This window comes from Streptomyces sp. NPDC031474 (genome assembly GCF_055581185.1).
Window position 1 is genome coordinate 119,646 of record NZ_JBVIJX010000024.1, and the last position, 18,600, is coordinate 138,245.

Below are 18,600 nucleotides of genomic sequence, written 5' to 3' on the forward strand. Positions count from 1 at the left end.
GCACAGAGGCGGCGGCGTCCCGATGCCCGCAGGCGGCAGCATCCCCGTGTTCCTGTACCACGCCGTGATGGAGGATCCGCCCGACTGGATCGCGGAGTTCACCGTGAGCCCGAAACAGTTCGGCGAGCACTTGGACGCCGTCGTCGACAGCGGTCGTACGCCCGTCACGATCAGCGCACTCGCCGACCATCTCGCCGGGCGGGCGCCGCTGCCGTCCCGGCCGGTGCTGCTCACCTTCGACGACGGTTTCGCCGACCTGCCCGGTGCGACCGCCGAGGCGCTGGCCGGGCGCGGGCTGTCCGCCACCGCGTACCTCACCACCGGCGCCATCACGGCGGGCGGGCGCAGTCTGCTGCCGCCCGCCCCGATGATGACGCTGGAGGAGGCAGCCCGGCTGGAGCAGTACGGCATGGAGATCGGCAGCCACACGGTCACCCACGCCCAGCTGGACACCCTCGCGCCCAGCGCGCTCGCGCACGAACTGCGGGCGTCCCGCTCGGCGTTGGAGGACGCCCTCGGTCATCAGGTCCGCCACCTCGCCTATCCGCACGGCTACAACAGCGGCCGGGTGCGGCGGGCGGCCGCCGCCGTGGGCTACGAGACGGCCACCGCCGTGCGGCACGCGCTCAGTTCGGACCGCGACGAGCTCTACCGCATCGCCCGGCTCATCGTGCGTCGCGGCCACACCGTCGCCGACGTCGAGGGCTGGCTGGCGGGTTCCGGCGCCCGAGTGGCCCCGTATCGGGACGGACCGAGGACCGTCGGCTGGCGGTGGTACCGCCGGGGCCGGGCCGTCGTTCGAGGACCCGTTTTCGGGGGCTGAAACGGGGTGACAGGAACCGGCCCGTCCGCCGGAAGGTTCGACGATTTTGGTGTGAAAAGCAGCCGAAATTCCTATAGTTGACCTGGGGGAGGGGAGCCTCAGCGTGCAGCAACATGTGCCTGTACCGACCACCGAGAGCAGCGAGCTACCCACCCTTGTCCGGGCCGCCGGCGGCGAGCGCAGATCCTGGCGGATCCCGCGCCGCCCGCCGGACGCCGCGCTGGTGACCCTGCTGCTCGCCGCGGGGCTGTGGGTGTACGCGCTGCCCCGCATCGGCTTCCGGGAGATGGGCGACTACGGCCTCCTGGACCGTCTCCCGGTTGCCTACTACGCCTCGTTGCTGGTCCTCACCGCGGGCTTCGTGCTCAGTCTGCGGCGCGCGGGCACCGCACCCTGGTGGCCGGCCGCGCACTGCGCCGCACTGCTGTTCGCGCTGAAGGCGCCGCCGGCGGTGCTGTACGACGCGGTGCGCTACCCGTGGGCCTCCAAGCACGACGCCATCGTCAACACGCTGCTCGCCAACGGTGAGCTGCGGCCGGGCGCCGCGCTGTCGGGCAACATGTCCGCCTACGACCAGTGGCCGGGCTTCTTCACGCTCAACGCGGGCCTGGTACGGGCGTTCGGCGTGGAGAGCGCCGCCGCGTACGCCAACTGGGCGCCGATCGTCTTCGGCCTGCTCATGTTGCCGGTGCTCGTCCTGATCTACCGCACCTTCTGCGAGGACTGGCGGCTGATCTGGACCGGCGTGTGGATCTTCCAGCTCGCCAACTGGGTGGGCCAGGACTACTTCGCCCCGCAGGCCCTCGCCTACCTGCTGCATCTGACGGTCCTCGCGGTGGTGCTGCGTCACTTCGTACGCCCCGGCTCGGCCGGACGACTGCGGGACCGCACCTACCTCGACCCCGTCGCCGCACCCGTCCCGCCGCCCACCGGGAGCAGGCAGCGCGCGGTCTGCGTGGTGATCCTGGCCCCGCTGATCGCCGCCATCAACGCCACGCACCAGCTCACCCCGGTGATGCTCACCATCTGTCTGCTCGCGCTCAGCTTCACCCGCCGCTACCGCAACTACGGGCTGCTGATCGTCGCCGCGCTGCTGATGCTCACCTGGGACCTGACCATGGGGCGGCCGCTGTTCGTCGAGACGCTCTCCACCGTCAGGAAGTCGATCGGGGAACTGACCGAGAACTCCCGCGCGGGCTATGCGGGACAGCTCACCGGCCCCGGCCCCGAACTCGCGGGCACCTCCAACATCGTGATGGTGCTGGCGATCGCCGTCCTCGCCGGAACCGCCGTCGTGCTGCGGCGCCGGCTGACCCGCAGCGCGCTGCCGCTGCTGCTGGTGTCCGTCGCCCCGGTGCCACTGTTCGCCGTCAACGACTACGGCGGCGAAATGCTCTTCCGCGTCTATCTGTTCGCCCTGCCCGGCGCTGCCTTCTTCGCCGCCGCCGCGCTCGTGCCGGCCGTCGCGGGGACCCACCGCAGCAGGGCGAAGACGCTGCGGCGACGGACCGCGGCCGTCGCCCTGCCGACCGTGCTGCTGATGCTGCTGGCCGGCTTCCTGCCGTCGTACTACGGCAAGGAGAAGATGTTCTACACGCCGCCCGAGGAGACCGCGCTCGTCACCAGGGCTCTGGACGACGCCCCCGACGGCTCGCTGATCCTCGCCACCAGCGGTTCCTTCCCGCAGGCGCTCCGCCACTACGACCGCCTCGAACACTGGTTCTTCGCCGAGCAGGCGCTGCCCGAGAACGAGAAGATGCTGAAGGACCCGGCGTCCTACCTCGCCGCCGGCATCCCGCCGGGCGCGAAGGCGTACGTAGTCCTCACCCGCACCCAGGACATCTACGCCTCCGGCGAGGGCCTGCTGCCGCCCGGCGGCTTCGACACCCTGCGATCGAAACTGACCGCCTCGCCCCGCTTCCGGACCATCGAGAGCCATCCCTACGGCGTCGTGCTGGAGTACCGCCCGGCCGCCCGATGACCGACCGATGGCCGCCGACCGACCACAAGGTGATCGAATTGACGGACAACACCGAAGACACCACGGACGCCACGGACGCCGCCAGGATCACCCCGACCCACCTCAGACTCCTCGTCGCGGCCTCGGGCTGGCTGGCCCTGGCCGCCACCGCCGTGCCCGGCCACTCTCCGCTGCGCTGGATCCCGGTACTGCTCTTCGTCCTGTTCGGCCCGGGCTGTGCGGCGCTGTATCCACAGCCGGGTGCGCTGGCCTCCGGCGCCAGGCTGGAGGCCGTCGCGCTCGCCGCGCCCATCAGCCTCTCGCTCGGCGTGCTCACCGCCACCTCCCTGTTCCTGGTGAAGGGCTTCTCGATGACCGTCTTCCTCGTCTCGCTCGCCGGCTTCACGACAGTCGTCGCCGCCCTCCCGGGGCTACCACTGCCGGCCGCACGGCGCGGAGCGCTCGAACGCGCCAAGACCAAACGCAGGACCTCCAGCAGCAGCAACACATGACCGGCCCCCACCGCCTACGCAAGCCACCCAAGCCACCGAGGCCCAACGAGGCGAGCACCACGGGGAGCAACACCATGAGGGACGAAACGGAGGATGCGCGGGGTTTGAGGGGGGACACGGGGGGTGCGAGGCGCGTCTACGTGGCTGTGGTGCTGGTGGCGGTGGCCGCGTTGCTCGCCGGGCTCGGCGTCTGGGCCGGCCGCTCCGAGAACTCGGAGTCCGCCGATGACGCCGTGCCCGAGAACGCGGCTTCGGGCGAGCTGCCCACCGGCCCCTGCGCCCCCACGGACGCGCTGATCCCACCCTGCGGCGCATGGTGGGGGGCCGCCGTGCCGTACGCCGGGAACGGCTCGCTCAAGGACGCCGTGCTCGGCTTCGAGAAGAGGATCGGCCGCAAGCTGGACCTCGTCTACAACTACCACGACATGTCGGGCACCAAGCTCGACGGCGAGCTGCTCACCCCCGACGAACAGGAACTCGGCAAGGACCGGCTGCTGATGCTGGCCTGGGAGTCCACCGTCTGGACCGAGCCGCACCACGAGAACTGGACGGAGACCCAGCTCGGCTGGAAGAACATCGCCTCCGGAAAGCTCGACGAGAAGATCCTCGATCCGCAGATCCGGCGTATCAAGGCCTACGGCAAGCGCGTCTTTTTCTCCTTCGACCAGGAGACCGACGCCCGCATCAAGGAAGGCGCCGGCACCCCGAAGGAGTTCATCGCGGCCTACCGCCACCTGCGCGAACGGTTCCGGCAACTGGGCGCCGACAACGTCGTGTGGGTGTGGACCGTCTCCGGCTACCTCGGCAGCGCGGCCGACATGAAGGCGCTCTACCCCGGCGACGCGTACGTCGACTGGATCGCCATGGACCAGTACAACTACTACCAGTGCCATGGCACCACCGACTGGAAGGACTTCCTGCGCAGCCAACGGCCCAGCTACGAGTGGCTGCGCGCGAACATCAGCGACGACAAGCCCGTGATGCTCGCGGAGTTCGCGACCGCTCCCGACGCCGGTGCCCCGCAGCGCCAGCGCGACTGGTACACGCAGATCCCCGCCGCCGTGAAGAAGCTCCCCGAGGTGAAGGCCCTGGTGCACTGGAACCGGCCGACCTCCGAGCAGGCCGTATGCGATCTGACCGTCAACGAGGGCCCGGGTCTTCAGGGTTACCGCGAGGCGGGGAAGAACGGCTACTTCCACCAGCCCGTGCCGCCGCGCTGACGCCTGTCCATCGGGTCCGTGTGCCTCTCCCTTTCCCGCGGAGCGACAGGAAGAGTGCGGCGAGGGCGAGGACGACGAACAGGGGCAGTGCTATGGACGCGAGCTCCTGCCGCCACACCCAGCCGCCCAGCGCCACGAGATAGAGGACCCCCCAGCGGCCCGGCCACGTCAGCCGCCGCCCCGCGCGGGCCAGCAGCAGCCACAGCGGTATGAGGCACAGGACCTGCCCGACCGGCGGCACCCACCGCAACAGCGGCTCAGGCCCGTCGAGCCCCGCCCTGTCGGCGAGGAAACGGGCCGCGCTCTCGTACAACGCCCCACCGACCGGCGCCGGTTCCCAGCCGAACGCCACAGGTACGGCGTACAGGGCGAGCAGGGCGGACGCCAGCGCCGCCCCCGGCAGCCACGTGTCTCGCGCGGCGCGCAGCGTCACCGAGCCGACGAACACCACCAGCACCAGGCCCCCCGCGACGAGCGCCGTGAGCGGCAGTGCCGCCAGCAGCTGACGCCCGGTCAGCACATCGGAGGACGGCCCGTCGAACCACGGCAGGTCGCGCAGCGCCGCCCAGTAGGTCACGGTGGCCACACCGAGCAGACCCCACAGGACACCCCCACCCCACCGCTCCCGAGCACCAGCCGACGAGGACCAGGCACCGGCCGACGAGGACCGTGCCGTCACACCCTCCCGGCCGGCCTCCTCCCACTCCTCCAGCCCGCCACTCTCCCCACTCCCCCGACTCTCTCCCTGGCTCTCCCTACGCCCCTGACTCCCGCTACTGCTCCCCTTGCTCCCCCTTCTCCCTTCGCCCCGCTCGCTCTCCGCGTCCCCGTCGGACTCGTGCGGCCGCACGATGAGCGCGAGGGTGTCCGCCTGCAACGCCTCGCGTTCATAGCCGGGACGCCCTATGAACAGGGTGACCGTGTCCTCGTCGATGCCCTCCCGCTCGTACGCCGCCCGGCGCGCCCAGTTCGTGCCGTACCCGGCGGTGGCGTTCAGCCGCGCCCAGCGAGTGCCGTAGGCCGGGGCGGCGGCGGACCGGCCGGTGGGCAGGTGGTCGTGCCGGCGCAGCGCGGAGCGCAGGCCCACGGCGGAGACGACGGCGATCAGGGTCATGCTGAGCAGCACCGCCCAGCCCGCGCCCGCGATCCCGGCCGGGGCGAACAGCACGGCCGCGCTGCCCAGCACGAGCGTGCACATGGCGCCCTGGAGCGCGGCGAGCACGCCGGTACGGCCCTGCACCCGCAGCACGCCGATGTACAGCTCCACCACGACCCTGGGCAGCGCGCCTGCGGCCAGCAGCCGCAGCACGGTGGTGCCGTGTTCGGCGTAGTCCTCGTTGAACGGCATCAGGATCTGCGGGGCGAACAGCACCAGCACGAGCACCACCGGCACCAGCAGCAACGTCATCCGACGCAGCGCCCCGCGCACTCCGTCGGCGAGACGGCGCGGGTCGTGCGAGGCGTGCGCGGTGAGGGAGGAAGCCATGTTGATGGCCATGAACTCCATCGTGCCGCCGACGGTGTACGCCACGTAGAAGTAGCCGTTCTCCGCCGCGCTGAAGCGGACGGCGACCATGACCGGCAGCAGGTTGATCATCGCCAGGCTGAACAGGGCGCCCAGCGAGTCCCCGGCCAGGAAGCGGCCCATCTCCCGCAGCCCGGGAGGCTCCAGGTTCTCGTCGGCTGCGGCCTGGCGCGGGATCAGCCGGCGGAAGATCAACCAGCCCAGCGGCAGGGTCGAGAACGCTATGGCGACGGCCCAGGACACGAAGATGCCGAGCACCGGCAGCGCGGTCGCGAACACCACCAGCAGGATCAGCTTGCCTACGGAGAACACCGCGTTGCCGACGGGCACCCACCCCGACCGGCGCAACCCGGTGAGCACCCCGTCCTGGAGCGTGAGCAGGGCCCAGGCCACGCAGGCGACGACGAACGTCGCCCCCGCGGCTGCCGTGCCGAGCGGCGCGTACGTCGCCCCCCACAGGTCGAGGGTGAGCAGGAACACGAACGCGGCGACGGCGACGACCACCGAACTGGCCGCGTACGCCCGCCACACCAGCGAGCCCGTCGCCCGCCCGGCGCGCGGCACGAAGCGGACGACGGCGCCGATCATCGTGGTCGCCGTGACGCTGGCGAGCAGCCGCATCGCCGCGATCGCGGCCGAGCCCTGCCCGACGGCCTCCTCCGAGTAGTAGCGGGCGGCCACCAGCCAGAAGCCCAGCCCCAGCACGGCGGATACGCCCGTGCTGAGCATCAGGAAGTAGGCGTTCCTGAACAGGGAGTCGGAGCCGCGGGTGCTGTCGACCGGCGTCGGGCCGGTCGGCTCCGTTCCGGCAGCCGGCGCCGAGGGTTCGGGTACCTGGATTTCCGCCTGCGTCTCAGCCACGGGTCGGCTCCAGCCCTCCCGGCACCTCGGCCGGCCGTACGCCGGAGTCCTGAAGCACCTCGACGACCTGCCGGGCCCGCAGCGGATCCACGGGCAGCGCATGCCGGGCGAACCAGCGGGCCCCCTCGGGATCGGGCGACGGGTCGGTGAAGGCGGCACCCGCGTAGTCGTCCAGGGGCGGGTCATAGAGGTACCCCACAACGATGCCCCGCCTCGCGAGCGCCGCCCTCGCGGCGTCCCGGTCGGCGACGAACAAGGGGACCCGGAAAAGGGGTTGGACCCGGTCGGCGCGGGGTGCCGCGGGCTGCGCCCATGGTGTGGACAGCAGCAGTTCGGTGCCCGCCCGGCAGGCGGCCAGCACCTCGTCCAGGCGGTCGAGCCTGCGGCCGATGCGGCCCGTCCTCAGCGGTCCTGAACGCAGCCGGTAGTCGTGCATGTCGACGCGGATCCAGGAGTCGTGCGCGGCGAGGTCCGGCGCCGTGTCGACGGCGCGGGCCAGCTCGGCCGGGCGCAGCGGCATCCGGATCTCCTCCCGTTCCATCAGTCCGAGCAGCCGCACCGTGGCCCAGGCGGCCCGCCGCAGCCGCAGCCCGCGTACGGTCGCCTCCGCGTACGGTCGGACGGTGTAGGCGAGTTCCGCCGTGAGCCGCCCCGGCAGCAGCAGGTCCTCGCAGGTCTTCTCCAGGGCCTCGCGCAGTCCCGGGTCGGCACAGGCCAGGAAACCGCCGGCCTTGGCGCCGACATGCTTGGACAGGCTGAAAACGGAGGCGTCGCCCCAGGCCCCGACCGGTCGCCCGCCCACTTCGCTGCCGATCGCGTGGGCCGCGTCCTCGAACAACGGGATGCCCAGCGCGTCGCACTTCTCCCGCAGGCGCATGCTGTCCTCCGGGTTGCCGTACAGATTCGTCGTGAGCACGCCGGACAGCGAGCGCCACACCTCGTCGGGCACGCCATCGACATCGATCGACGCGTCCAGCGGGTTCAACGGCGCCTGCACCGGCCTGAGTCCGGCCGCGAGCAGGACGAAGAAGATCACGTCGTCGTTGACCGGTGACATCAACACGCGTCCGCCGGGCGGGCACCAGTGGCGCAAGGCCACGAACAGCCCGAATCTGCACGACGGCACGTACACGCATTCCCGGCCGAGTCTGTCGCGCATGGTCGCTTCCAGCCGTTTCGGCCGTGAGCCACGCCGCACCGACCCGAGGCCGGCCTCCCCTATGGCCATTCGCCCCCCAGGTGTGCCAGGCGAAGGCCCCCTCCCCGAGGCCTTCCAGCACCCGCTCAGAGTGTCCCCTTTCGCACCGCTCCGTCAAGATTGCGGACCTGCCCATGGGCGACATTCGGTAAGCGACCGGATGCGCAGCGCTGTCGGCCGAAGCGCCTCGCCGGTCCTGCCCCCGTGTCACTTCCGTGAGGTCGGCCGTAACGTGTGGCGCGGCTCGGCGCAACCGCGCGACACCCGCTCGGAGTCCGGCGAGCACGACATGGCGAGCACCAATGAGCGCACGAAAGAGAGGCAGAACCCGATGCCCCCCTTCGACCTTCCCGAGGGCGATCCCTTCGGCCCGCACAACCTCCCCTACGGTGTGTTCTCCCTTGCGGGCTCCGCGGAGCGGTCCGTCGGCGTCCGGCTCGGCGACCACGTCCTCGACGCGGGCGCGGCGGCCCGCGCGCTCGGCTCGCCGTACGCCGGCCTGCTCGCGGCGCCGACCCTCGATCCGCTGCTGGCGGCGGGCCGTACGACCTGGTCGCAGGTGCGTCGCGCGCTGACGGAGTGGGTGACCGACCCCGCCCACCGCCCCACCGTCGAACCGCTCTTCCACCCCCTCTCCGCGGTGACCCTGCACCTCCCCTTCGCCGTCGCCGACTACGTCGACTTCTACTCCTCCGAGCACCACGCCCGGAACGCGGGAGCGATCTTCCGCCCGGACGCGGGGGACGTCCTGCTGCCCAACTGGAAGCACCTGCCGATCGGCTACCACGGCCGCGCCGGGACGGTCGTGGTCTCCGGCACCGATGTCGTCCGCCCCTCGGGTCAGCGCAAGGCGCCCACCGACCCGGCCCCCGTCTTCGGGCCGTCCGTGCGGCTCGACATCGAGGCCGAGGTCGGATTCGTGGTGGGCGTGCCCTCTCCCCAGGGCAGCCCCGTCGCGCTGACCGACTTCCGCGAGCACGTCTTCGGCCTGTGCCTGCTCAACGACTGGTCGGCTCGCGACCTCCAGGCCTGGGAGTACGTCCCCCTCGGCCCGTTCCTCGCCAAGTCGTTCGCCACGTCGGTGTCGGCCTGGATCACCCCGCTGGAGGCCTTGGACGACGCGCGGGTCTCGCCCCCGGAGCGGACCCACCCCCTGCTGCCCTACCTGGACGACTCGGCCACCGAACCCGCCGGCTACGACCTGCGTATCTCCGTCGCGCTCAACGGTCACGTGATCTCCGGTCCGCCGTTCTCCACCATGTACTGGACGGCCGCCCAGCAACTCGCCCACCTCACCGTCAACGGCGCCTCGCTGCGCACCGGCGACCTGTACGGCTCCGGCACGGTCAGCGGCCCGAACGCGAACGAGCGTGGCTCCCTCCTCGAACTGACCTGGAACGGCCGTGACCCGCTCGAACTCCCCGACGGCAAGCGGACGTTCCTGGAGGACGGCGACGTGGTGACGCTGTCGGCGTGGGCTCCCGGCCCCGGTGGGGCGCGGGTGGGACTGGGAGAGGTGAGCGGGTGGGTGGTCGCCGGGCGAAGCGACGGCTGACGAGACCCGTGACACAGCCGACGCCGGGGCCCGCGATGGGACGCGGGACGGGATCGACGACAGGGCAGGTGGCAGCGCAGGCGACAGGGCAGGTGACGGGGCAGGTGACAGGGCCAGGAACGAGGCGCGTGTCGAGGCCGGGCAGGCCGGGCTGAATCGGGGCTTCTTCGTGGGCTGACTCGCGGAGTAACCGCCGTCATACTGGCGGCGGGCACGGTCCTCGCGCCGAGCCCGCCGCCCGTGGGAGGCCGCACGCACGCGGGTACGCGGTACGCACCCCGCGCGCACGTGGCGCACGCCCCCGCCCCGACCAGGATCCGGAGCCCATGGCATGACCCTTTGCCTGCTCCTGCTGAGCGTCGTCGCGCTGACGGCCGCCGTGCCGGCGCCGCGCGCGCTCACCCGTTCCGCATGGCCCGAGCGGGAGCCCGTGGTCGGGTTGTGGGTGTGGCAGTGCCTGGTCGCCACCGTCCTGCTGTGCTGCCTGACAGCACTGGTGCTGGGCGCAGCGGCCGTGTTCCACACGGTCCGCGCGCGCGTCTTCGCCCCGGCACCGCCTGCGGTCACCGAGGCGTACGACCTCTCCGCCGCCCCGCTGTGGGCCGTGGCCCTGACCTTGTTGCTGGCCTGCGGGGCCGCCTGGACCACCGCGATGCTGACCCGCGAGCTCGTCGAGGCGCGCCGACGCCGCGGCCAGGCCAGGGCGCACCTGCGTGAGCGCGCCCCGGACCTGCCGGCGGGCCTGCCGTCCGCCCGCGGCCCGCTGCTCGTCCTGGAGGACGAGTACCCGGACGCCTGGTGGATGCCCGGCAGTCCACCCCAGTTGATCGTGACGACGGGCGCCCTGCACCGCCTCACCTCCCACCAGTTGGACGCCGTCCTCACCCACGAACGCGGCCATGCCCGCGCCCACCACGACTGGCTGCTCCACCTCTCGACCGCCCTTGCCACCGGATTCCCCCGCATTCCGTTGTTCTCCCATTTCTGCGACCAGACCCACCGCCTGGTCGAACTCGCCGCCGACGACACGGCGTCGCGCCGCTGCGGCCACCTGACCACCGCGCTGGCTCTGATCGAACTGAACCAACACCGGGGCGTCCTGTCCTGCGCCTCCAGTCACCGTCTCCTGGGCGAGCGGGTCGACCGGCTGCTCCAGCCGCCCCCGCGCCTGCTCCGCAGACACCGGGCGCTGACGACGACGGTGGCCTCGCTGGTCCCCCTGCTGCCCCTGCTGATCACGTTCGCTCCGGGACTGACGGCGTTGTCCTGACCTGGCAGAGCACGACATGGCACTCGACAGCGCAGCTTCCGACCCGGCAGATCTTGCTCACGATCTGCCCTTTCGCTCCCTCACGAGTCGACCCTCGCGACCGACTACCGAGCCTCCCGCAACACCGTCCGCCAGGCTCTCGACCTGCTGCGGGCGGAGGGCCTGGTGGAACGCCTGCCCGGCGTCGCACGGTCGTCGTGGCACACAAGTACACGCACGGCCTGGACCGCTCTCGCCGACCCCGCCTGGCAGGTCCGCGCGGGTGCCGCCACAGCACTGTCCGTGGCCCACGCGGACACGGCCGTGCCCGTCCTCGCCAAGACCCTGGCCGATCCGAACGCCGACGTCCGCAAGGCCGCCGTCCTGGCCCTGACCCGACACCGTGCGTCGGACGCCGCCGCGCAGCCCTGGCCACGGCGACTACCGACTCGGACGCGGACGTCAGGGCGTACGCGACCCGCGCCCTCTGAACAGCCTCTCCAGCCGAAACCGAAACCGAAGCCGAACCGGGTCTCTCCTGCCAGGCACGCGTCCAGCCAGTCCGCGATATCCCGTCCCCGGTATCCCGTCCCCGACCAGTCCCCGAGGTCCAGTTGCTATATCCAGTCCTCGGGCTCCGGCTCCTCGTCCATCTCGGGCCAGTGGTCCGGGTCTCCCGGATCCGCGTCGGCGGCCGGGGCAGCGCCGGAGGCGGGGCCGCCGGCGGGCGCTGGAGCGGCGGTGTCCGGCGTACTGCCCAGTGAGGCCAGGACCGCGACCACGCCCTCGCCGTACGTCGCCAGCTTCTTCTCACCGACGCCGCTGATGCCGCCGAGTTGTCGCACCGACGTCGGCCACACCGTGGCGATCTCCCGGAGTGTGGCGTCGTGGAAGATGACATACGCGGGAACGCCCTGTTCGCGGGCCTGCTCGGCACGCCAGGCGCGCAGGGCCTCGAAGGCGGGCAGCAGTTCCTCGGGCAGCTCGACCGCAGCCGTCTTCGCCTTGCCCCTGCCGGACGAGGACGAGCCCGACGCCTTCGCCGCCGCCGGTTTCTTCGGTTCCTTGCGCAGCGGCACGTCCTGCTCGCGGCGCAGCACCGCCCCGCTGGCCTCCGTCAGCACCAGCGTGCCGTACTCCCCCTCGACCGCGAGCAGTCCCTGGGCCAGCAGCTGCCGTACGACGCCCCGCCATTCCCCCTCGGTGAGCTCCTCGCCGATGCCGAACACCGACAGCTGGTCGTGGTCGAACTGGATCACCTTGGCCGTGCGCTTGCCCATCAGGATGTCGACGATCTGCACCGCGCCGAACTTCTGTCCGCGCTCGCGCTGCAGTCGCACCACGGTCGACAGCACCTTCTGGGCCGCGACCGTGCCGTCCCAGGTCTCCGGTGGTGCGAGGCAGGTGTCGCAGTTGCCGCAGCCCGCCGGGGCCGGTTCCTGGCCGAAGTAGGCGAGGAGTTGGCCGCGGCGGCACTGGGCGGTCTCGCACAGAGCCAGCATCGAGTCCAGGTGGGCGGCGGCCCGCCGCCGGAAGGCTTCGTCGCCCTCTCCGGACTGGATCAGCTTGCGCTGCTGTATGACGTCGTTGAGGCCGTACGCCATCCAGGCGGTGGAGGGCAGTCCGTCACGGCCGCCGCGCCCCGTCTCCTGGTAGTAGCCCTCGATCGACTTGGGCAGGTCGAGGTGGGCGACGAACCGCACGTCCGGCTTGTCGATGCCCATGCCGAAGGCGATGGTCGCGCAGACGACCAGGCCCTCCTCCCGCAGGAACCGGGACTGGTGTGCCGCGCGGGTCCCCGCGTCCAGACCCGCGTGGTAGGGCACCGCTTCGACGCCGTTGCGGGAGAGGAACTCGGAGGTCTTCTCCACGGAGTTGCGCGAGAGGCAGTACACGATTCCCGCGTCACCCGCGTGCTCCTCGCGCAGGAAGCTCAGCAGCTGCTTCTTGGGGTCGGCCTTGGGCACGATCCGGTACCGGATGTTGGGCCGGTCGAAGCTCGCCACGAAGTGGCGGGCCGTCGGCATGTTCAGCCGCTGGGTGATCTCCTCGTGCGTCGCGCGGGTGGCCGTCGCTGTGAGGGCGATCCGTGGGACGTCCGGCCAGCGCTCGCCGAGCAGGGAGAGGGAGAGGTAGTCGGGGCGGAAGTCGTGGCCCCACTGGGACACGCAGTGCGCCTCGTCGATCGCGAAGACCGCGACCTTGCCTCGTGAGAGGAGGTCCAGGGTGGAGTCCAGACGCAGTCGCTCCGGTGCCAGGTACAGCAGGTCCAGCTCGCCGGCGAGGAACTCGGCCTCGACGACGCGCCGCTCGTCGAAGTCCTGCGTGGAGTTGACGAATCCGGCGCGCACGCCGAGCGCCCGCAACGCGTCCACCTGGTCCTGCATGAGTGCGATCAGTGGCGAGACGACGATGCCCGTACCGGGTCTGACCAGGGCGGGGATCTGGTAGCACAGCGACTTGCCGCCGCCGGTCGGCATGAGGACGACCGCGTCCCCTCCGGCCACCACGTGCTCGATGACCGCTTCCTGCTCGCCGCGGAAGGCGTCGTACCCGAAGACCCGGTGCAGCGTGGCCAGCGCCTCGCTCTCGGTCCGCCCCGGCGTCCCGGTGATCCCTGTCATCCCGCTGATCCCACCCGTCCCACCCATCGCCTGTCCCCCGTACGTCGTCCCTCGACCACTGCCTCCACGATAGGGGTCCGGACTGACAGCGCCCGAGTTATCCACAGGCCACTTTCGGTTACTCTGCGTAACGGTGGCGGGAGAGTCCCTGAACTCGATCACCTGTACGACGCCGACGGGCCCGGCCCCCGCTGGGGGAACCGGGCCCGTCGCACAGCCGTACACAGGTCAACGCACCGCGGCGAAGCGGCTCAGCGCACGAACACTCCTGCCTGGTTCGCCAGGTCCAGGAAGTACTGCGGCGCCACACCGAGCACCAGCGTGACCGCCACGCCCACCCCGATCGCCATCATCGTCAGCGGAGACGGAACGGCGACGGTCGGGCCCTCGGGCCGCGGCTCACTGAAGAACATCAGCACGATCACCCGGATGTAGAAGAAGGCGGCGATCGCCGACGAGATCACACCGACCACGACCAGCGGAGCCGCGCCGCCCTCCGCAGCCGCCTTGAACACGGCGAACTTCCCGGCGAAGCCGGAGGTGAGCGGGATGCCGGCGAAGGCCAGCAGGAACACCGCGAACACGGCCGCCACCAGCGGCGACCGCCGGCCGAGCCCCGCCCACTTGGACAGGTGCGTGGCCTCGCCGCCGGCGTCGCGCACGAGGGTGACCACCGCGAACGCGCCGATCGTCACGAATGAGTACGCGGCCAGGTAGAAGAGGACGGACGAGACGCCGTCCGGAGTGGTCGCGATGACACCCGCAAGGATGAATCCTGCGTGCGCGATGGACGAGTACGCCAGCAACCGCTTGATGTCGGTCTGCGTGATCGCGACGATCGCGCCGCCCAGCATGGTGACGATCGCGACGCCCCACATGACCGGCCGCCAGTCCCAGCGCAGGCCGGGCAGCACGACGTACAGCAGACGCAGCAGCGCACCGAAGGCGGCCACCTTGGTCGCCGCGGCCATGAAGCCGGTGACCGGGGTCGGCGCACCCTGGTAGACGTCGGGCGTCCACATGTGGAACGGCACCGCGCCCACCTTGAAGAGCAGCCCCATGACGATCATCGCGGCGCCGACGAGGAGCAGCGCGTCATTGCCCATGGTGTCGGCGAGCGCCGGGTCGACGTTCTTGATCGTGCCGTCGACGACCTGCGCGATCGTCCCGTACGACACCGAGCCCGCGTACCCGTACAGCAGTGCGATGCCGAAGAGGGTGAACGCGGAGGCGAACGCGCCGAGGAGGAAGTACTTGACCGCGGCCTCCTGTGACATGAGCCGCTTGCGGCGGGCCAGTGCGCACAGGAGGTACAGGGGCAGCGAGAAGACTTCCAGGGCGATGAAGAGGGTCAGCAGGTCGCTGGCCGAGGGGAAGACCAGCATGCCGGCGACCGCGAACAGCAGCAGGGGAAAGACCTCGGTGGTCGTGAACCCGGCCTTGACCGCGGCCTTCTCGCTGTCGCTGCCCGGCACGGAGGCCGCCTGGGCGGCGAACGAGTCGACCCTGTTGCCGTGCGTCTCGGGGTCGAGGCGCCGTTCGGCGAAGGTGAACAGGCCGACGAGGGCGGCCAGCAGGATCGTGCCCTGAAGGAAGAGGGCCGGTCCGTCGACCGCGATCGCTCCCATGGCGGCGATGCGCGCCTTCGTGGTGCCGTACCCGCCCTCCGCCAGCGCGATCACGGCGGCGAAGGCGGCGACCAGCGCCACGACGGATACGAACACCTGTGCGTAGTAGCGGTGCTTGCGCGGCACGAACGCCTCGACCAGCACCCCGATGATCGCCGCGCCGATGACGATCAAGGTGGGCGACAATTGCCCGTACTCGATCTTCGGGGAGTCGATCTTCGAGATCGGTTCGGCCGCAGTTGCCGCCGTTGTCCACAGGCTGTGGACGGCTGATGCGCTCACTTGGCCGCCTCCACCTCGGGCTTGGGGTCCTTCTTGTGTACGTCGGACAGGGTCTGCTTGACCGCCGGGTTCACGATGTCCGTGACCGGCTTCGGGTAGACCCCGAGGAAGATCAGCAGCACGATCAGCGGGGCGACGACCACGAGCTCGCGCGCGCGGAGGTCCGGCATCGCGGAGACCTCGGGTTTCACCGGGCCCGTCATCGTCCGCTGGTAGAGGACGAGGGTGTAGAGCGCGGCGAGGACGATGCCGAAGGTGGCGATGATGCCGATCGCCGGGTAGCGCGCGAACGTGCCGACCAGGACGAGGAACTCGCTCACGAACGGCGCGAGCCCCGGCAGTGACAGCGTGGCCAGACCGCCGATCAGGAAGGTGCCGGCGAGCACCGGGGCGACCTTCTGCACACCGCCGTAGTCGGCGATGAGCCGCGAGCCGCGCCGCGAGATCAGGAAGCCTGCGACCAGCATCAGGGCGGCCGTCGAGATGCCGTGGTTGACCATGTACAGCGTCGCGCCGGACTGACCCTGACTGGTCATCGCGAAAATGCCCAGGATGATGAACCCGAAGTGCGAGATCGACGCGTAAGCCACCAGCCGCTTGATGTCCCGCTGTCCCACGGCGAGCAACGCTCCGTAGATGATGCTGATCACCGCGAGGACGAGGATGACGGGCGTCGCCCACTTGCTTGCCTCGGGGAACAGCTGGAGGCAGAACCGCAGCATCGCGAAGGTGCCCACCTTGTCGACGACCGCCGTGATGAGCACGGCGACCGGGGCGGTGGCCTCACCCATGGCGTTGGGCAGCCAGGTGTGCAACGGCCACAGAGGGGCCTTCACCGCGAAGGCGAAGAAGAAGCCGAGGAACAGCCAGCGTTCGGTGTTCGTCGCCATGTCGAGCGTTCCGTTGGCGCGCGCCTGGGCGATCTCCGCGAGCGAGAAGTTCCCGGCCGCCACATAGAGGCCGATCACCGCGGCCAGCATGATCAGACCGCCGACCAGGTTGTACAGCAGGAACTTCACGGCCGCGTACGACCGTTGCGTGGACGCCGTCTCCTCGCCGTGCTCGTGGGCGCGGTCCCCGAAGCCGCCGATGAGGAAGTACATCGGGATGAGCATGGCTTCGAAGAAGATGTAGAAGAGGAAGACGTCGGTGGCCTCGAAGGAGATGATCACCATCGCCTCGACGGCCAGGATCAGGGCGAAGAAGCCCTGCGTCGGCCGCCAGCGCTTGTTGCCCGTCTCAAGCGGGTCGGCGTCGTGCCAGCCCGCCAGGATGATGAACGGGATCAGCAGGGCGGTCAGCGCGATGAGAACCACCGCGATGCCGTCCACGCCCAGTTCGTACCTGACCCCGAATTCCTTGATCCAGGAGTGGGATTCGGTGAGCTGGTAGCGGTCGCCGTCGGGGTCGAAGCGGACCAGGACGACGATCGCCAGGGCGAGCGTCGCGAGGGAGAACAGCAGCGCCAGTGCTTTGGCCGCGTTGCGCCGGGCGGCCGGTACGGCGGCCGTGGCGACCGCCCCGATCGCCGGGAGTACCGCCGTCGCTGTCAGCAGAGGAAAGGACATCGGTATCAGACCGCCCTCATCAGCAGGGTCGCGGCGACGAGGATCGCCGCACCGCCGAACATCGAGACCGCGTACGACCGCGCGAAGCCGTTCTGCAGCTTGCGGAGGCGTCCGGACAGGCCTCCCATCGAGGCCGCCGTGCCGTTGACGACCCCGTCGACCAGGGTGTGGTCGACGTACACCAGGGAGCGCGTGAGGTGCTCGCCGCCCCGGACCAGGACGACGTGGTTGAAGTCGTCCTGGAGGAGGTCGCGGCGGGCGGCCCGGGTGAGCAGCGACCCGCGCGGGGCGAGGAGCGGTACCGGGCGGCGGCCGTACTGCGCGTAGGCGATGGCGACGCCGATCACCAGGACCACCATCGTGGAGAGGGTGACGGTGAGGGCGCTGACCGGCGAGTCGCCGTGGGAGTAGCCGGTGACCGGCTCGAGCCAGTCCAAGAAGCGGTCGCCGATGCTGAAGAACCCGCCCGCGAAGACCGATCCGAACGCCAGCAGGATCATCGGGATCGTCATGGACTTGGGCGCCTCGTGCGGGTGCGGCTCCGCGTGCTCGCCGTGATGCTCGGCGGCGGGTTCCGCACTGGGCGCCTCGGGCGAACGAGTGGGTTGGTTCTTCCAACGCTCCTCGCCGAAGAACGTCATCAGCATCACGCGCGTCATGTAGTACGCGGTGATGGCCGCGCCGAGCAGGGCGCAGGCGCCGAGGATCCAGCCCTCGGTGCCGCCCTTGGCGAACGCCGCCTCGATGATCTTGTCCTTGGAGAAGAAGCCGGACAGCCCGGGGAAGCCGATGATGGCGAGGTAGCCGAGGCCGAAGGTGACGAAGGTGACCGGCATGTACGTGCGAAGGCCGCCGTACTTGCGCATGTCGACCTCGTCGTTCATGCCGTGCATGACCGAGCCCGCACCGAGGAACAGCCCGGCCTTGAAGAAGCCGTGCGTCACCAGGTGCATGATCGCGAAGACGTAGCCGATGGGGCCGAGGCCCGCGGCCAGCACCATGTAGCCGATCTGCGACATCGTCGAGCCGGCCAGCGCCTTCTTGATGTCGTCCTTCGCGCAACCGACGATCGCACCGAACAGAAGCGTGACGGCGCCGACGACGGTGACGACGAGTTGCGCGTCGGGAGCCGCGTTGAAGATCGCACCGGAGCGGACGATCAGGTACACGCCCGCCGTCACCATCGTGGCCGCGTGGATAAGGGCCGAGACCGGGGTCGGGCCCTCCATCGCGTCCCCGAGCCAGGACTGCAGCGGCACCTGGGCGGACTTGCCGCAGGCGGCGAGCAGCAGCATCAGGGCGATCGCGGTGAGCTTGCCCTCGCTCGCGTCCCCGGCGATGCCGGGTGCACCTTCCGTCCCCAGCAGCGGGCCGAAGGCGAAGGTCCCGAAGGTGGTGAACATCAGCATGATGGCGATCGACAGGCCCATGTCGCCGACACGGTTGACCAGGAAGGCCTTCTTCGCGGCCGTCGCGGCGCTGGGCTTGTGCTGCCAGAAACCGATGAGCAGGTAGGAGGCGAGACCGACGCCCTCCCAGCCGACGTACAGCAGCAGGTAGTTGTCGGCGAGGACGAGCAGCAGCATCGCCGCGAG

The 18,600-nt window shown here is 70.7% G+C and carries 12 protein-coding genes and 2 pseudogenes; 8 read left to right on the plus strand and 6 right to left on the minus strand.

The features are described from left to right. Positions 1 to 22 precede the first annotated feature (22 nt). From ACZ5SK_RS40270 to ACZ5SK_RS40285, 4 genes are all read left to right on the plus strand, one after another. Positions 23 to 823: a polysaccharide deacetylase family protein gene (locus ACZ5SK_RS40270; protein ID WP_443041332.1), complete on the plus strand. Its 801-nt coding sequence runs from the start codon at positions 23 to 25 to the stop codon at positions 821 to 823. 115 nt (positions 824 to 938) lie between these two features. Beyond that, a complete protein-coding gene (locus ACZ5SK_RS40275; RefSeq protein WP_468158635.1) occupies positions 939 to 2,804 on the plus strand; it encodes a hypothetical protein in 1,866 nt (621 codons plus the stop codon). Positions 2,805 to 2,842: 38 nt separating this feature from the next. Further along, positions 2,843 to 3,295 (plus strand): hypothetical protein, encoded by a 453-nt coding sequence (locus tag ACZ5SK_RS40280; RefSeq protein WP_468577396.1) that lies wholly within the window; start codon positions 2,843 to 2,845, stop codon positions 3,293 to 3,295. Between the two features lie 140 nt (positions 3,296 to 3,435). Then, on the plus strand, positions 3,436 to 4,515 hold the full coding sequence (locus ACZ5SK_RS40285) for a glycoside hydrolase family 26 protein (protein WP_334577882.1): 1,080 nt from the start codon (positions 3,436 to 3,438) through the stop codon (positions 4,513 to 4,515). On the opposite strand, the gene ACZ5SK_RS40290 is transcribed toward ACZ5SK_RS40285, so the two are convergent. Continuing rightward, positions 4,436 to 6,901 carry a lipopolysaccharide biosynthesis protein gene (locus ACZ5SK_RS40290; protein WP_468418680.1) on the minus strand — a complete coding sequence of 822 codons (2,466 nt, stop codon included), beginning with the start codon at positions 6,899 to 6,901 and terminating at the stop codon, positions 4,436 to 4,438. The two genes, ACZ5SK_RS40285 and ACZ5SK_RS40290, sit on opposite strands and share 80 nt — an antisense overlap. Further along, complete coding sequence (locus ACZ5SK_RS40295) at positions 6,894 to 8,129, minus strand: DegT/DnrJ/EryC1/StrS family aminotransferase (protein ID WP_334577883.1); 1,236 nt, start codon at positions 8,127 to 8,129, stop codon at positions 6,894 to 6,896. The genes ACZ5SK_RS40290 and ACZ5SK_RS40295 overlap by 8 nt, the downstream gene beginning before the upstream one ends. Before the next feature lie 301 nt (positions 8,130 to 8,430). On the opposite strand from ACZ5SK_RS40295, the gene fahA reads away from it, so the two are divergent. From fahA to ACZ5SK_RS40315, 4 genes and pseudogenes are all read left to right on the plus strand, one after another. After that, positions 8,431 to 9,654: a fumarylacetoacetase gene (gene fahA / locus ACZ5SK_RS40300; protein ID WP_468577404.1), complete on the plus strand. Its 1,224-nt coding sequence runs from the start codon at positions 8,431 to 8,433 to the stop codon at positions 9,652 to 9,654. Positions 9,655 to 9,985: 331 nt separating this feature from the next. Next, positions 9,986 to 10,924, plus strand: a complete 939-nt coding sequence (locus tag ACZ5SK_RS40305; RefSeq protein WP_334577884.1) for a M56 family metallopeptidase — start codon at positions 9,986 to 9,988, stop codon at positions 10,922 to 10,924. Positions 10,925 to 10,996: 72 nt separating this feature from the next. Then, positions 10,997 to 11,154 (plus strand): annotated as a pseudogene (locus tag ACZ5SK_RS40310) (GntR family transcriptional regulator); the annotation flags it as partial. Further along, positions 11,144 to 11,394: pseudogene (locus tag ACZ5SK_RS40315) on the plus strand (HEAT repeat domain-containing protein); the annotation flags it as partial. The pseudogenes ACZ5SK_RS40310 and ACZ5SK_RS40315, both read left to right, overlap by 11 nt. Before the next feature lie 126 nt (positions 11,395 to 11,520). On the opposite strand, the gene recQ reads toward ACZ5SK_RS40315, so the two are convergent. From recQ to nuoL, 4 genes are all read right to left on the minus strand, one after another. Beyond that, complete coding sequence (gene recQ, locus ACZ5SK_RS40320) at positions 11,521 to 13,554, minus strand: DNA helicase RecQ (RefSeq protein WP_468577399.1); 2,034 nt, start codon at positions 13,552 to 13,554, stop codon at positions 11,521 to 11,523. Positions 13,555 to 13,778: 224 nt separating this feature from the next. After that, positions 13,779 to 15,437 (minus strand): NADH-quinone oxidoreductase subunit NuoN, encoded by a 1,659-nt coding sequence (gene nuoN, locus ACZ5SK_RS40325; protein ID WP_457495263.1) that lies wholly within the window; start codon positions 15,435 to 15,437, stop codon positions 13,779 to 13,781. Continuing rightward, positions 15,434 to 17,005 (minus strand): NADH-quinone oxidoreductase subunit M, encoded by a 1,572-nt coding sequence (locus ACZ5SK_RS40330; protein ID WP_334577888.1) that lies wholly within the window; start codon positions 17,003 to 17,005, stop codon positions 15,434 to 15,436. The genes nuoN and ACZ5SK_RS40330 overlap by 4 nt, the downstream gene beginning before the upstream one ends. A gap of 5 nt (positions 17,006 to 17,010) precedes the next feature. Then, positions 17,011 to 18,600, minus strand: a 1,590-nt coding sequence (nuoL, locus tag ACZ5SK_RS40335; RefSeq protein ID WP_468418677.1) for an NADH-quinone oxidoreductase subunit L, incomplete at its 5' end; no start/stop codon positions are given.

Coding starts and splice junctions, on each gene's coding strand:
- ACZ5SK_RS40270 (WP_443041332.1), top strand. CDS start 23: ATGCCCGCAGGCGGCAGCATCCCCGTGTTCCTGTACCACGCCGTGATG.
- ACZ5SK_RS40295 (WP_334577883.1), bottom strand. CDS start 8,129: ATGGCCATAGGGGAGGCCGGCCTCGGGTCGGTGCGGCGTGGCTCACGG.
- fahA (WP_468577404.1), top strand. CDS start 8,431: ATGCCCCCCTTCGACCTTCCCGAGGGCGATCCCTTCGGCCCGCACAAC.
- ACZ5SK_RS40305 (WP_334577884.1), top strand. CDS start 9,986: ATGACCCTTTGCCTGCTCCTGCTGAGCGTCGTCGCGCTGACGGCCGCC.
- recQ (WP_468577399.1), bottom strand. CDS start 13,554: ATGGGTGGGACGGGTGGGATCAGCGGGATGACAGGGATCACCGGGACG.
- ACZ5SK_RS40330 (WP_334577888.1), bottom strand. CDS start 17,005: ATGTCCTTTCCTCTGCTGACAGCGACGGCGGTACTCCCGGCGATCGGG.